Annotated in this window: 14 protein-coding genes; 3 read left to right on the forward strand and 11 right to left on the reverse strand. The window is 63.5% G+C overall.

Annotated features, from left to right (window positions below):
• Positions 1-3: 3 nt before the first annotated feature.
• The 11 genes from fabZ to MRY80_RS18340 form a co-directional block, all read right to left on the reverse strand.
• Positions 4-483 (reverse strand): 3-hydroxyacyl-ACP dehydratase FabZ, encoded by a 480-nt coding sequence (gene fabZ / locus MRY80_RS18290; protein WP_293292508.1) that lies wholly within the window; start codon positions 481-483, stop codon positions 4-6.
• A gap of 11 nt (positions 484-494) precedes the next feature.
• Positions 495-1,562: a UDP-3-O-(3-hydroxymyristoyl)glucosamine N-acyltransferase gene (gene lpxD, locus MRY80_RS18295; RefSeq protein ID WP_346433415.1), complete on the reverse strand. Its 1,068-nt coding sequence runs from the start codon at positions 1,560-1,562 to the stop codon at positions 495-497.
• 36 nt (positions 1,563-1,598) lie between these two features.
• Positions 1,599-3,977: an outer membrane protein assembly factor BamA gene (gene bamA, locus MRY80_RS18300; RefSeq protein WP_346433409.1), complete on the reverse strand. Its 2,379-nt coding sequence runs from the start codon at positions 3,975-3,977 to the stop codon at positions 1,599-1,601.
• 326 nt (positions 3,978-4,303) lie between these two features.
• Positions 4,304-5,452 carry an RIP metalloprotease RseP gene (gene rseP / locus MRY80_RS18305; RefSeq protein ID WP_293292510.1) on the reverse strand — a complete coding sequence of 383 codons (1,149 nt, stop codon included), beginning with the start codon at positions 5,450-5,452 and terminating at the stop codon, positions 4,304-4,306.
• A gap of 66 nt (positions 5,453-5,518) precedes the next feature.
• Positions 5,519-6,331: a phosphatidate cytidylyltransferase gene (locus tag MRY80_RS18310; RefSeq protein ID WP_293292511.1), complete on the reverse strand. Its 813-nt coding sequence runs from the start codon at positions 6,329-6,331 to the stop codon at positions 5,519-5,521.
• Complete coding sequence (locus tag MRY80_RS18315; protein WP_293292513.1) at positions 6,328-7,071, reverse strand: isoprenyl transferase; 744 nt, start codon at positions 7,069-7,071, stop codon at positions 6,328-6,330. The genes MRY80_RS18310 and MRY80_RS18315 overlap by 4 nt, the downstream gene beginning before the upstream one ends.
• A 53-nt stretch (positions 7,072-7,124) precedes the next feature.
• Positions 7,125-7,685: a ribosome recycling factor gene (frr, locus tag MRY80_RS18320; RefSeq protein ID WP_293292514.1), complete on the reverse strand. Its 561-nt coding sequence runs from the start codon at positions 7,683-7,685 to the stop codon at positions 7,125-7,127.
• Between the two features lie 22 nt (positions 7,686-7,707).
• Entirely contained in the window at positions 7,708-8,439 is a 732-nt protein-coding gene (pyrH, locus tag MRY80_RS18325; RefSeq protein ID WP_293292516.1) for a UMP kinase, read from the reverse strand.
• Between the two features lie 120 nt (positions 8,440-8,559).
• On the reverse strand, positions 8,560-9,474 hold the full coding sequence (tsf, locus tag MRY80_RS18330; protein ID WP_293292517.1) for a translation elongation factor Ts: 915 nt from the start codon (positions 9,472-9,474) through the stop codon (positions 8,560-8,562).
• Between the two features lie 134 nt (positions 9,475-9,608).
• Complete coding sequence (gene rpsB / locus MRY80_RS18335; RefSeq protein WP_293292518.1) at positions 9,609-10,409, reverse strand: 30S ribosomal protein S2; 801 nt, start codon at positions 10,407-10,409, stop codon at positions 9,609-9,611.
• A gap of 198 nt (positions 10,410-10,607) precedes the next feature.
• Positions 10,608-11,426 carry a cell envelope integrity EipB family protein gene (locus MRY80_RS18340; RefSeq protein WP_293292519.1) on the reverse strand — a complete coding sequence of 273 codons (819 nt, stop codon included), beginning with the start codon at positions 11,424-11,426 and terminating at the stop codon, positions 10,608-10,610.
• 105 nt (positions 11,427-11,531) lie between these two features.
• Here MRY80_RS18340 and MRY80_RS18345 point away from each other — a divergent pair, with 105 nt between their 5' ends.
• From MRY80_RS18345 to MRY80_RS18355, 3 genes are read left to right on the forward strand one after another with little or no spacing between them, the layout of a single operon-like run.
• Positions 11,532-12,008: a RidA family protein gene (locus tag MRY80_RS18345; protein ID WP_293292520.1), complete on the forward strand. Its 477-nt coding sequence runs from the start codon at positions 11,532-11,534 to the stop codon at positions 12,006-12,008.
• Position 12,009: 1 nt separating this feature from the next.
• On the forward strand, positions 12,010-12,717 hold the full coding sequence (locus MRY80_RS18350) for a glycerophosphodiester phosphodiesterase family protein (RefSeq protein WP_293292521.1): 708 nt from the start codon (positions 12,010-12,012) through the stop codon (positions 12,715-12,717).
• A gap of 40 nt (positions 12,718-12,757) precedes the next feature.
• Positions 12,758-13,975 (forward strand): GNAT family N-acetyltransferase, encoded by a 1,218-nt coding sequence (locus tag MRY80_RS18355; RefSeq protein WP_293292522.1) that lies wholly within the window; start codon positions 12,758-12,760, stop codon positions 13,973-13,975.
• Positions 13,976-14,024 lie beyond the last annotated feature (49 nt).

Consider the following 14,024-nt stretch of genomic DNA (forward strand, 5'->3'; position numbering starts at 1 on the left):
GGGTCAGTCTGCCTCTTCTTCGGAGGTCAGCATGGCGGTCAATTCCGCCTCGGCCACCTTTTCGTGGCCGACCATGGCAACGCAGGCGTAGCGGCAGACGCGGCCGCGCTTCTTCATCAGGCTGACGTGATATTCCAGAACGTCGCCGGGCACGACAGGGCGGCGGAACTTGGCGTTGTCGATCGTCATGAAATAGACCAGTGCCGGCTTGTCGTCGCCGATCGCCTGGATGCCGATCACCGCGGCGGTCTGAGCCATGCCCTCGATCATGAGGACGCCCGGCATGATCGGGCGATGGGGGAAGTGACCCTGGAATTGCGGTTCGCTCGATGTGACGTTCTTGATCCCGACCGCCGAGCGCTCGCCGTCGATTCTCTCCACCCGGTCGATCAGCAGAAAAGGATATCGATGGGGCAGCAGCCGCATGATCTTCTGGATGTCCATGGTCTCCAGGGTCGTGGACTGCGTTTCACTGTCTGACATCAATAATCCCGCTAATCGCTGTTTTTTCGCTTCTTATCTGTGGCGGACAGTTTGCGCAACGCGGCAACCTGGCGAAAGAACTGCTTGACCGGCATCGCCGGCGAGCCCACCCATCGTTCGCCATCGGGAATATCGTGCATGACACCCGACGCCGCGCCGATCTGGACGCCGGATCCGATCGTCACATGATCGGCAATCCCTACGCCTCCGCCGAGCATGCAGCCGTCTCCGATGACGACGCTGCCGGAGACGCCGCTCTGGGCAGCGATGACGCAGTGTCGGCCGATACGCACATTGTGAGCGATCTGGACGAGATTATCGATCTTCGTCCCCTCGCCGATCACCGTATCATCCAACGCACCGCGATCGATCGTGGCGTTGGAACCGATTTCCACGCCGTCCTGAATGATGACACGTCCGAGCTGCGGCACCCGTTCCAGCGCGCCGTCGCCCGGCACGAATCCGAACCCGTCCTGCCCGATCTGCGCACCGCCGTGAATGATCACGCGGTTCCCGACCAGCGCATATTGCAGCACGGCATTCGCGCCGATCCGGCAGTCCCGCCCGATCTGGGTGGAATCGGCGATGACCGCATTCGCGCCGATCATGCTGCCCCGCCCGACAGCGGCGTGGTCGCCGATCACGGCACCCGGTCCGATCACCGCGCCATCCTCGATCTCGGCCAGCGTTGAGACGCGCGCGTCCGGGAACCGGTCGCTGGCGCCATCGCTCAGGCTGACAGGGCTTGGCCCCAGGCTCGCCGGGAACAGGTGCCGGCCGATACTGGCGAAGGCACGATGCGGTTTGTCGACGACGATCTTGGCCGGCTCGGCCGGCATGCGATCCAGATCGGCCTCGACGCAGAGGATAGCGCCGACCATGGACAAACGAGCCAAATCCGCGTCTTTTGCTTTCGGCTGGGCAAACGCCAAGGCGCCCGCCTTCGGATGCTCCATGGAGCACAAGGCAGAAATGACGACCTCGCTGCCGCCTGCGACACGCCCGTCGCACAGAGACGCAATGTCATCCACGCCCAGAGCGGGACTCGATTCCAGGAAATTTGGAGAGGACGCAGACACAAGGAATTCGGCCCGGCACAAGGCCGGGCCATTCCATCAGAATGCGGTCGAGACCGAGAAGTTGAACTTCTGGACCTTGTCCGATTCTTCCTTGGCCAAGGGAACCGCGTAGTCGAACCGCAGCGGCGCGAAGGGCGACTGCCAGATCAGGCCGACACCTGCCGATGCGCGCCATTCCATGCCGGTGTTCTCGACATCCGCCGGATCCGCGTCATGCCCGAACAGCGTCGCGGTGTCGGCAAACACCGAACCCTTCAGGCCGAGGGCCCGCGGCACTGCCGGAATGGGGAACTGCGCTTCCGCCGTGGCGTGGAAATAGGTCTTGCCGCCGACATGGTCGGTGCCACCCACTTCCGTCGGACCGATGCCATTGTGTGCAAAGCCGCGAATGTGCTGAGTGCCAAGCTGGAAGTGATCGAGAGTCCGCACATCCTTGCCGAGGCCGGTGATATTGCCGGCGCCGACCTTGATCATGCCGACGAGATCAGCGCTCTCCGACAGGGTCTTGAAGTAGCGGCCGTCGAAGGTCGACGACACGTACTGCGCGTCACCGCCAATGCCGGCGAATTCCTGCTTGAACCGGAGCAGCAGGCCTTCATGCGGATCCTGCGCGCTGTCGATCGTGTTGTAGGTCAGCCCGTAGAACGCAGCGGACTTCGTCCACGTCGCATCGGCACCGTTCGAAGTCTCGGTACAGATCGAGGTCGGGGTGTCACCCGGGCAATCGAGATCGGAATACTCGTCCTGGGAGAACTTGTAACCGAAATTCGCCATCAGGTCTTCCGTGATCGGAAGGCCGAAGCTGACAGACCCGCCCTGCGTGGCGAGATTGTAGTTGTCGGTGTCCTTCGTACGACGGAACGCCGAACCGGTCACTGCCAGGCGATAGCCCAGGAAATACGGCTCGGTGAACGAGATGTCGTAGGTACGATTGTCCACACCGCCGCCGGCGCTGACGCGAACCGTCTGGCCGCGGCCGAGGAAGTTGCGCTCGACGACGCTCGCCTCGACGGAGATGCCGCCGGAGTCACCGGTCGTATAGCCGGCGCCGATGCCGAACTCACCGGTCGACTTGTCGACGGCGTTGACGACCAGCACCACGCGGTCCGGAGCGGAGCCCGGACGCGTCTGGATGTCGACGCGCTCGAAGTAGTTCAGAGCCTCAAGGCGCTTCTGCGCACGACGGAGCAGAACCTTGTTGAACGCGTCACCTTCCGACAGATCGAATTCGCGACGGATCACGTAATCACGCGTACGGGCGTTTCCGACGATCTCGATACGCTCGATGAAGGCGCGCTGGCCCTGATCGACGACATAGGTGATGTCGATCGTGCGGTTCTCGAAATTGCGGTTGCCGACCGGCGTCACCTCGGCGAACGGGAAACCGTTGCCAGCAAGGTTTTCGGACATGTCGATGAGCGTGTCTTCGACGTTCTCGGCGCTGTAGACGGAACCGCTGCGCGTCGAGATGGTGCGACGCAGATCGTCGGAGGACACGCCGCTGACCGTGCTGTCGATCTCGACGGAGCCGAACGTGTAGCGCTCGCCTTCATCGACCTCGATGGTCACAACGATGTTGCCGGTGTTCGGATCCACATCGCCAGCCGACGAGAGGATACGGAAGTCGGCATAGCCGTGATTGAAATAGAACCGGCGAAGCATTTCCTCGTCGGCAGCCAGACGCTGATCGTCATAGACGTCGTTGCGCATCAGCCAGGAAAGCGGATTGGTGCGCTTCGTGGTGATCACGGACTGCAAACGGCGATCGCTGAACGCGTTATTTCCGACGAAATTGATCTGGGAGATCTTCGTGCGGTCGCCCTCGTCGATCTGGAAGACGATGTTGACGCGGTTTTCGCCGAGATCGACGACCTCGGGATAGACGTTGACGTCAGCGCGACCGATGCGGCTGTAGGCTTCGCGGATCGCGTCGACGTCGGCGTCAAGCGTCGCCTGATCGAAGGTCCCGCGCGGCTGCAGCCGAACGACGGAACGCAGACGATCATCCTTGTTCTTCCGGTTGCCGCGGAAGATCACCTGGTTGACGATCGAAAGCTCGGACACCTCGACGACCAGAACAGAACCGGACGGATAGACGTCGACGTCGGCAAAAAGGCCGGTCGCAAAAAGCGTCTTCACCGCGTCATCGACATCGGCAGCCGAATAGTTCTTGCCGGCCGAGAAGCCGATAATGTCGGCAACGGTACCCGCGGAAACGCGAGTGTTCCCTCTCACTGAAATCGTGCGAACCACAGCTGCCTCTGCGGTCGAGACGGCACCCGCCGTCAGAACGATCGCCCCTCCGACAGCAGGAGTCAGAGCCAGAGCAATCGCCGAAACGGCGCTTAACATCTTCGATGCAGGCATCATCGGGTTAGTTCCCCTTTTCTCCGCGTCCGCCCCAGATCGGATCATAGAGCATAATCCTTTTGAATTCACCGTATTACAGGCTTTGAAGTCACACGCAAGACCTACAGCCAAATTGGATCGGCGAACATCACAGGCGTGGCAAAATCGTCACGCGAAACACGCGACAGGGCTGCCACACCCCCTCCACTTCCCGGCGGAAACCCCGGTCCGCCGCAGCAAACCATATCGCCAGAGCGTGAACAAATGCCTTTTGCGACGATCTGCGGCTGGCGAAACCCGGTCGTTTTCAGGCTCGGCTCCTGTTCCGGTCGCGTGATCGCGAGGCCAGGAACGGGTCGATTCCGTCTCCGCAGAAGACGTAACGGCACCTGTCAGCCTCCGAACAACGAGGTCACGTCGTTCCACGTCGCGAAAACCATCAGTCCGAGGATCAGGCCGAATCCGATTCGGTAACCATATTCCTGCGCATTCTCCGGCACCGGCCGGCCGCGGATCGCCTCGAAGAAATAGAAGAGCAGATGTCCGCCATCCAGAATCGGAATCGGCAGCAGATTCAGAAGTCCGATGGAGATGGACAGGATCGCGGCCAGATTGAGCAGCGCGACGAAACCCAGCGTCGCCACCTGCCCCGACATCTTGGCGACGCGAATCGGCCCGCCGATCTGGTCCGGCTTCTCCCGCCCGGAGAAAATTCCGCCGATATAGCCGCCGGTCCGCTGCACCACATAGGCCGTCTCGGTGACGGCCATGACGAAGGACTGTCCCAGCCCGTATTGTTCGATTCGCTGGCCGCCGGTCTGGCGATTGTTCAGGACACCGATGATGCCCTGTTCCATCTTGTTGCCGAATCGATCCTCGATCTCCAGCCGCTTCGGCGTCACGATGAAGGTGAGCAACTCGCCGTCGCGCTCCATCACCATTTCGATCGGTTCGCCGGAGCGAACCGAGACATAGCGCTGCACGTCGGAGAACTGCACGACCGGCTTGCCGTCGAGGCTGATGAATCGGTCTCCCGGCAGGATGCCGACGCTCTCCGCGACGCTGCCCGGACGGACTTCCGATGCGACGGGATCCGCCACGCCGCGTCCGAAGACCGAGAAGATCGCGGTGAAGATCACCACGGCAAAGATGAAATTGGCGAGCGGCCCGGCGAACACCGTCGCGGCGCGGCGCGCTACGGACTTGTTCTGAAAGGCGAATTTGCGCTCTTCGGGCGAGAGCGACGGGTCATCCTGGCCCTCCGGCATGGAGGCGGCGTTCATGTCGCCGACGAATTTCACGTAGCCGCCAAGCGGGATCAGGGACAGCCGCCACCGGGTTCCGCGCCGATCGGTGAAGCCTGCCAGTTCGGGTCCGAAGCCGACCGAGAAGATCTTGGCGCCGATTCCGCACCAGCGGCCGACCAGATAATGGCCGAGTTCGTGCACGAAGACGACGATCAGCAGGACGAAAAGGAAGGGAAGCAGGGTTCCGATCAGGAACCCGTCGGTCGCAAACACGCTCGTCACAAAATCCACCATCGCCAATCCCTGTCAGTGCCCCGGCCGATTACACATCCAATTCCGGCGGGAGCGTGACGCCAGAGGTCAAAAGAAGGCCGAGGACGGCCGTGCGAAGCCTGCGTCGAGGACGCAAAGAAGCCACAACGCGATCGCCGCGAAGACCAGGCCGTCGACGCGATCCATGAAGCCGCCATGGCCAGGTATGATGTGGCTGGAATCCTTGACGCCGTTGCGCCGCTTCAGCCACGATTCGAAGAAGTCTCCCGCCTGCGAGACCACCGACAGCACGATCGCCAGCAGGATCGCCACGCCATAGGAGCCGAGGCCCGCGACCGCGAACAGGATCAGCGCCGCGACGATCGCGGAGCCGAGGCCGCCGAAGCCGCCCGACCAGGTCTTCTTGGGCGAGATCGCCGGCGCGATCTTCGGCCCGCCGAAGTGGCGGCCCGCGAAATAGGCGCCGATATCCGTGCCCCAGACGACGCCGAACAGGAACAGCACGGCAATGAGCCCGGAGGCGTGACCGCCGGCCTCGCGCAGCATGTTCAGCGCCACCAGCGCCAGGCCCGAATAGAGAAACCCGATCAACGACCATTTGCCGCCGACCAGCGAGACCGACGACACCGCGAACGCCGCCGTGGCGGCCGCCCACACGAAGGGCATGGCGCCGTTCGGCACGAAGAGCGCGCCGATGAAGACCAGTCCGAGGAAGAAGAAGCCCAGCAGCCTGATCCGGTCGTCCCCGTTAGGGCAGACCACGTCGACCCATTCCGCCCAGACGACCATCGCAATCGCGGTGGAGATCACGGCGAAGAGCCAGCCGCCGACAAGGGTCGCGCCAAGCACCGCCACGGCCAGCACGACAGCCGACAGCGACCGTGCCTTCAGTTCGTTCATAATGCGATGTCCTTGGCGTCCGCGTCCGGAACGCCGCCATAACGGCGCGTGCGCGAAGAATACTCTTCGATCGCCTGCTCGAGCCAGGACTTGTCGAAATCGGGCCACATGCAGGGCAGGAACACGAACTCGGAATAGGCCGCCTGCCAGAGCATGAAGTTCGAAAGGCGCATTTCGCCGCTGGTGCGAATGACCAGATCGAGGTCCGGTTGCCCGCCGGTGTCGAGCGCGCCGGTGATGTCGCTCTCCGTGATCGAGGCGCAGTCCCTGCCCTCGGCCTCCATCCGGCCGACCAGGCCGATGACGGCGCGCCGGATCTCGTCGCGGCCGCCATAGTTGAAGGCGATGTTCAGGTTGAGCCCGGTATTGGCGGCCGACCGGCTCTCAGCCATGTCGATCAGCCCGAGAATGTCGCGCGACAGGCCCTGGCGGTCGCCGATGACGCGGATCCGCACGCCGTTGGCGCAGAGTTCGGCGAGATCGCGCGTGATGAACAGCTTCATCAGGCCGAGCAGGTCGCGCACTTCCTGCTTGGGGCGCGACCAGTTCTCCGAGGAGAACGCATAGAGCGTCAGGTAGGAAATGCCGAGTTCGCCGGCGGCGCGCACCGTCTTGCGGACCGCATCGACACCGGCGCGATGACCCAAAGTGCGCGGCAGGCCGCGGGCGGCCGCCCACCGGCCATTGCCGTCCATGATGATGCCAACATGGCGCAATGCAGCGCTGCTCTGGTTTTCCATCTCACCGGCCAATGCGATCGGCCTCGCTTCCCTTCACCACCCGCTCGCGCGGATCATACGTGCATGATTTCTTTTTCTTTTTCAGCCAGCAGCGAATCGATCTCCGAAATCGTCGCGTCGGTCTGCTTCTGGACCTCGTCGGAATGAACCCGGCTCTCGTCCTGGCTCATCTCGCCGTCCTTTTCGAGACGCTTCAGCGTTTCCATGCCGTCACGACGGACATGGCGCGCCGCGATGCGGGCGTTCTCCGCATATTGATGCGCGATCTTGACCAGTTCGCGCCGGCGCTCCTCGTTGAGCTCGGGCAGCGGCACGCGGACGGTCGTGCCGTCGGTCATCGGGTTAAGGCCGAGCGTCGATTCGCGAATGGCCTTTTCGACCGCGTTGACCATCGACTTGTCCCAGACGGACACTGCCAGCATGCGCGGCTCGGGAACGGTGACGTTGGCGACCTGGTTGATCGGCATCGTCGAACCATAAGCCTCGATCGTGATCGGATCGAGCAGCGATGCCGAGGCGCGGCCCGTGCGCAGGCCGCCGAGGTCTCCCTTGAAGGAGGCGACCGCGCCCGCCATGCGGCGTTTCAAATCGTCGAAATCGAAATCCTGGCTCATTGTTCTTGTTTCCTTTCCTGCCCTACGACGCCTTCTTGTCGGTCACCAGCGTTGCATGTCCGCCGCCATGGAGGATCTGCAGGAAACCGCCACGCTCGTGGATCGAGAAGACGACAATGGGAATGTGGTTTTCACGGGTCAAGGCCACCGCCGCGACATCCATCACGGACAGTCCGCGGGCGAGCACCTCGTCGTGGGTGATGGAGGAGAATCGCTCGGCGTCGGGAACCTTCTTCGGATCGGCGGAATAGACCCCGTCGACCTGGGTTCCCTTGAAAAGCGCGTCGGCACCGATCTCGGCTGCGCGCAGCGCTGCGGCAGAATCGGTGGTGAAATAGGGATTGCCCGTGCCGCCGGCGAAGATCACCACCCGGCCCTGCTCGATGTAGCTCATCGCCTTGCGCTGCGAGAAACCTTCGCACAGCTGCGGCATGGCGATCGCCGACAGCACCACCGCATCGACGCCCTTCTTGACGAGAGACGTCCGCAGCGCCAGCGAATTGATGACGGTCGCCAGCATGCCCATGTGGTCGCCGGTCACCCGGTCCCCGCCCTTGGACGCCACGGCGACGCCGCGAAAGATGTTGCCGCCACCGATGACGACGGCCACCTGCACGCCGATATCCACGGCTTCCTTGATGTCGCCCGCAATCCGGTCGGCCACCTCCACATCGATTCCGAAGCCCTGGTTGCCCATCAGGGCTTCACCGGACACCTTCAAAAGGACGCGTTTGTAGGCGGGAATAACAGTCATGAAAGAACATCAATACACATGGTTGAATCGCGCCCTTCCGATACATGAAGGGCGCCGCGTTGTCACGCGGCGCCCGACCGGGATTTGATTGATTGCACCGATTACGGTGCGAGAGGCAAATCAGCCCTTCGCGGCTGCCGCGACTTCAGCTGCGAAATCCGATTCTTCCTTCTCGACGCCCTCGCCGAGCGCGAAACGGACGAAGCCGGTGACCTTCGCAGAGGCGCCGATTTCCTTCTCGGCTTCGGCAAGCGCCTTCTCGACCGTCAGGTCCGGATTGATCACGAAAGCCTGCTTGAGGAGGCAGACCTCCTCGTAGAACTTGCGCAGACGGCCTTCGACCATCTTCTCGATGATGTTCTCCGGCTTGCCCGACGCACGCGCCTGGTCGGAGAAGATCGCGCGTTCGCGCTCGACCGCAGCCTGGTCCAGATCGTCGACGTCCAGGGCGAGCGGGTTGGTCGCAGCCACATGCATGGCGATCTGACGACCGATCGCGCGCGCGGCGTCCTTGTCACCGGCCGTCTCGATGCCGACGAGAACGCCGAGCTTGCCGAGGCCTTCGGCGACGGCATTGTGGACGTACACGGCGACCGTGCCGTCGAGACGTGCCGAACGACGCAGGTTCATGTTCTCGCCGATGGTCGCCACGGCGTCCTTGACGGTGTCTTCGATCGACTTGGCGCTGCCCGGATAGGTGGCGGCGGCAACGGCCTCGACGGAACCGTCGGTCGCGAGCGCCGCACTGGCGACGTTGCGCACGAGATCCTGGAAGGCTTCGTTGCGAGCCACGAAGTCGGTCTCGGAGTTGACCTCGACCACGACGGCGCCGTTGTCGTCGGAAGCGACGCCGACCAGGCCCTCTGCCGCGGTGCGGCCAGCCTTCTTGTCGGCCTTGGCGATGCCCTTCTTGCGCAGCCAGTCGACCGCGGCTTCGATGTCGCCGTCGGTTTCCGTCAGCGCCTTCTTGCAGTCCATCATGCCTGCGCCGGTCGTTTCACGGAGTTGTTTCACGAGGGATGCGGAGATACTCATCGGTTCGCCTCTTCATGTCGAGCGGTATCGGGGCGTCGCCCGAAACTGTGACGCCAGCTGATCGCGACCAGCCATGCGCCGATTCATGTAACGGTTTGATGACCGCGTCCGAGAACGGACGCGGTGCTGAATGATCAGGCCTGGGCTTCTTCGGCCGCCGGTTCGGCGGCTTCGGCCGGTGCCTCGGCCAGCGCTTCTTCCAGCGGAGCCTCTTCGCTTGCACCGATGTCGATGCCGGCGGCGCCCTGCTGACGCGCGATGCCGTCGATGGCGGCGCGCGAGATCAGGTCGCAATAGAGCGAAATGGCGCGCGCGGCGTCATCATTGCCCGGGATCGGGTAATCGACGACGTCGGGATCGCAGTTGGAATCGACGATCGCGACGACCGGGATGCCGAGACGCTTGGCTTCCTGAATGGCGATCGCTTCCTTGTTGGTGTCGATCACGAACATCAGGTCCGGAACGCCGCCCATGTCCTTGATGCCGCCGAGTGCACGATCGAGTTTGTCGCGCTCGCGTTCCAGGTTGAGGCGTTCCTTCTTGGTGAAGCCCTGAGCGTCGGACGCCAGGATTTCCTCGACCTTGCGCAGGCGCTGGATCGAATTGGAGATCGTCTTCCAGTTGGTCATCATGCCGCCGAGCCAGCGGGCGTTGACGTAGTACTGCGCGCTGCGGGCAGCCGCGTCGGCGACGATTTCCGATGCCTGACGCTTGGTGCCGACGAACAGGACGCGGCCACCGCCGGCGACGGTGTCGGAAACGACCTTCAGCGCCTGGTGCAGCAGCGGCACCGTCTGGGAGAGATCAAGAATGTGAACGTTGTTGCGGGCCCCGAAGATGTAACGGGACATTTTCGGGTTCCAGCGGTGAGTCTGGTGACCGAAGTGAACGCCAGCTTCCAAGAGCTGACGCATGCTGTAATCTGGCAGCGCCATCGTTTTTCCTTTCCGGTTGAACCTCCACGAAGCCAAAAAGCGGTTTCCCGCCACCGGTGGTCGAGCCGGATTTCTCCCGGCACAAACCGAACTTCGTGTGTGGAATGCGGCGCGCGATACCGCATCGGCGCGCCAATTGCAAGTGGGGCGGCGATTATGGGGCCGCGATGAAGCGCCCGCGCGACGGGCGCCTGCGGATCAGTCGCAGCTCTGACGGGGAAGCATCTCCAGGCTGACCAGAGTGCCCTGCAACGTGAAGTCGCCATAGTCCATGACGAGGTCACGGGTCACGCCGTTGTCGTAAAGCTTGAAGGCGATCTCGTAGTCCGGCAGCGACTCGCCCGCGCCTTCCGCCAGTTCCTCGTCGAAATAGGAAATCGTGACGCTGCGATAGGGTTCGTCCTTCAATTCGGAGGCGGCTTCGGCGTCGCCGTCCTGAACCGTCTTCTCGCGGCCGACGATGACGGATGTGTTCATCACCCGGTCCGCGTCCTCCGACCCGTCGAACAGCTTCGCCTCGTAGAAGGTTTCGCCCTGTTTCGCGCGCTCGATGAGATCGAGAATGTGCGCGCTTGGGAACATCGCCGGCCCCAGCACCACTTCCTCGTCCTGCGGCTTCTTCAGCGTGACGATCAGCGAACCGTCCTCGCGCTGGGCCGTGCCGGACAGTTCGCGGTCCAGCCGCTCGTCGACGAAGGATTTCGTCAGGAAGCGGAAGAAGTCGCCGGAGCCGTCTTCGTAGGTCGAGGTCTGCTGGTCGGTCAGCCGGTCGCCGCTGCTGGAGCGAATGCGCGTCACGAAGCGGAAATTCGTCGTGTAACCGTCACACTCGGACCCCTGGAACTCGTATACGATCCGACCGTCCATGCCGTTGATTCCGGAACGGTCGGACACGTCCTGCAGCGCAACGTCGTAGACGGCGCGATGGGGCGCGAGCGTTTGCGCATGGACGATTGCAGGAGTGGCGAGAAGAATGGTCGCGCAAACCGCCGACCGGGCATTTCTGAAGAGCATCATGAGACCCTGTTTTTCGACGACTATAGGAATTCTCATGGCGGAAGCGAGGCAAAAGTTGCAAGACGAAGTCCGCAGCTTTCCAAGATAGATGAAGGAGACGGCACAATGACCACCAGCATCGCCGAACGGCTCGACGCGCTCGGAATAACGCTCCCGCAGGCAGCGGCGCCGGCCGCGAACTACCTGCCGGCCGTCATCAGCGGGAACCATCTTTACACCTCCGGCCAGTTGCCGCTGCGCGAAGGCGCCCTTGTCTCGAAGGGCCTCGTCGGCCGCGATCTCGACGTGGCGGGCGGACAGGAAGCCGCCAAGTGGTGCGCGGTCAACATCCTGGCCCAGGCGAACGCCGCGCTCGGCGACCTGGCGCGCATCGAGGCGATCGTGAAGATCTCCGTCTTCGTCGCCTCCGCGCCCGGCTTCACCGAACAGCATCTCGTCGCCAACGGCGCGTCCGACTTTCTGGTCGAGGTTCTCGGAGACGTGGGCCGTCACGCCCGCTCGGCGGTCGGCATGGCCGCCCTGCCGCTCGACGCCCCTGTCGAGATCGAGGCCGTCCTCCGGTTCTCACCCGAACAGGCCTGAGATGATCGATTTCCTGACCCGTCGGCCAATCGCCCATCGCGGCCTGCATGACGGGAACGTGGCCCGCTACGAAAACTCGCTGTCGGCCTTCGAAGCGTCAGTCGATGGCGATTACGCGATCGAGCTCGACGTGCAGCTGTCGGCAGACGGCGTCGCGATGGTCTTTCACGACGACACGCTGGACCGGCTGACCGCCGAGACCGGGCCGGTCGCCGACAGGAACGCCGAGGAACTGCGGCAAATCAGGCTCGGGCCGACTTCGGACGGCATTCCGAGCCTGGCCGACACGCTGGCCTTCGTCGACGGACGCGTCCCCGTGGTCATCGAGGTCAAGGACAACGGCGCGCGCAACGCGACGCTGGCCAAGGCCGTGGCGGCGGACCTCGCCGGCTACGACGGTCCGGCCGCGGTGATGTCGTTCGAGCATGACATACTTGCCGCCTTTCGCGACACGGGATCGCGCGCACCGCTCGGCCTGACAGCCGAGGGAATCGGCCGGCCGGCGCTCGCCAGACACAAGGAGGCGCTCGCGCTCGACGTCTCCTTCGTCTCCTATCACGTAAAGGCCCTGCCCAACCCTTTCGTCACCCATGTGCGCGACGATCTGCGGCTTCCGGTCATCACCTGGACCGTGCGCACGCCCGAGGATGTGGAGACGACCCGACGTTATGCCGACCAGATGACCTTCGAGGGCTTCGATCCCGGCTGAGCGCTCTTGTTTGCAGTGCGGCATGCGATAGATTCGTGCCATGACCCCGAGCGACCAAATCACCGACACCTGCGACAGTGCCGCGGACGACAGCTTCGTCATCCGCGTGCATGACCGCTATGCGAATATCCGGGCGGACGACTGGCGGCGGCTGGGCGGCGCGTCGAAGGACGGCACGCTTGCGCCCCACAACCCGTTCGTCTCCCATGCGTTCCTGAGCGCGTTGGAGGACTCGGGCAGCGCGACGGCGGACACGGGCTGGCTCGGGCAGCATCTCGCGCTCGAGACCGCGTCGGGAGAGCTGGTCGCCGCCCTGCCCTGCTATCTGAAATCGCACAGCCAGGGCGAGTATGTCTTCGACCACGGATGGGCCGACGCCTGGGAGCGCGCCGGCGGCCGCTACTATCCGAAGCTGCAATGCTCGGTTCCCTTCACGCCGGCCACCGGTCCGCGCCTGCTGGTCTCCGACGCCATCGATCCGGATGCCGGCCGCGCCGCCCTCGCCGGCGGCCTGAAGGCGCTCACGACCCGGCTCGGCGTCTCGTCGGCGCATGTCACCTTCGCCACCAACGCCGACATCGACGCCCTCACCGAAGCCGATTTCCTGCACCGCACCGACCAGCAGTTCCACTTCCAGAACGCCGGCTACGCGGATTTCGACGCCTTCCTGGAGACGCTGTCGTCACGAAAACGCAAGAATATCCGCAAGGAACGCGCGACGGCCCTGAAAAACGGAATCGAGATTGAGTGGCTCACCGGCAGCGACCTGACCGAAACCGTCATGGACGCCTTCTACGCCTTCTACATCGACACCGGCAGCCGAAAATGGGGCCGTCCTTATCTGACCCGCGAATTCTATTCGCTCATCGCCGAGCGGATGGCCGACGACGTGCTGCTGGTCATGGCGAAGCGCGACCGGCGCTACATTGCCGGGGCGATCAACTTCATCGGCGGCGACCGCATCTTCGGGCGGCACTGGGGCTGCGTCGAGGATCATCCATGCCTGCATTTCGAGGTCTGCTACTATCAGGCGATCGACTTCGCCATCCGGAACAGACTGGACTTCGTTGAGGCCGGCGCGCAGGGCGAGCACAAGCTCGCTCGCGGCTACATGCCCGTGACCACGCATTCGGCGCATTACATCCCCCACCCGGGCTTCAGGAACGCGGTGGAGGACTACCTGGAAACCGAGCGGAGGGACGTCGCCCGTTTCTCGGAGATGCTCGCCGATCACGGCCCGTTCAAAAAAGACAACTGACCCCAGCCTGCCGGATTGAAGCCGGCCCGGGTCCGTTCTAGGAACGTCG

The sequence above is a fragment of the Oricola sp. genome (assembly GCF_022763245.1).
GTDB lineage: Bacteria > Pseudomonadota > Alphaproteobacteria > Rhizobiales > Rhizobiaceae > Oricola.

Excerpts from the sequence above, each read along its gene's own strand:
- MRY80_RS18350 (WP_293292521.1), top strand. The coding sequence starts at position 12,010 with ATGATCGATTTCCTGACCCGTCGGCCAATCGCCCATCGCGGCCTGCAT.
- fabZ (WP_293292508.1), bottom strand. The coding sequence starts at position 483 with ATGTCAGACAGTGAAACGCAGTCCACGACCCTGGAGACCATGGACATC.
- MRY80_RS18310 (WP_293292511.1), bottom strand. The coding sequence starts at position 6,331 with ATGAACGAACTGAAGGCACGGTCGCTGTCGGCTGTCGTGCTGGCCGTG.
- pyrH (WP_293292516.1), bottom strand. The coding sequence starts at position 8,439 with ATGACTGTTATTCCCGCCTACAAACGCGTCCTTTTGAAGGTGTCCGGT.
- rseP (WP_293292510.1), bottom strand. The coding sequence starts at position 5,452 with ATGGTGGATTTTGTGACGAGCGTGTTTGCGACCGACGGGTTCCTGATC.
- MRY80_RS18340 (WP_293292519.1), bottom strand. The coding sequence starts at position 11,426 with ATGATGCTCTTCAGAAATGCCCGGTCGGCGGTTTGCGCGACCATTCTT.
- MRY80_RS18355 (WP_293292522.1), top strand. The coding sequence starts at position 12,758 with ATGACCCCGAGCGACCAAATCACCGACACCTGCGACAGTGCCGCGGAC.
- frr (WP_293292514.1), bottom strand. The coding sequence starts at position 7,685 with ATGAGCCAGGATTTCGATTTCGACGATTTGAAACGCCGCATGGCGGGC.
- rpsB (WP_293292518.1), bottom strand. The coding sequence starts at position 10,409 with ATGGCGCTGCCAGATTACAGCATGCGTCAGCTCTTGGAAGCTGGCGTT.
- bamA (WP_346433409.1), bottom strand. The coding sequence starts at position 3,977 with ATGATCCGATCTGGGGCGGACGCGGAGAAAAGGGGAACTAACCCGATG.
- MRY80_RS18315 (WP_293292513.1), bottom strand. The coding sequence starts at position 7,071 with ATGGAAAACCAGAGCAGCGCTGCATTGCGCCATGTTGGCATCATCATG.
- tsf (WP_293292517.1), bottom strand. The coding sequence starts at position 9,474 with ATGAGTATCTCCGCATCCCTCGTGAAACAACTCCGTGAAACGACCGGC.
- MRY80_RS18345 (WP_293292520.1), top strand. The coding sequence starts at position 11,532 with ATGACCACCAGCATCGCCGAACGGCTCGACGCGCTCGGAATAACGCTC.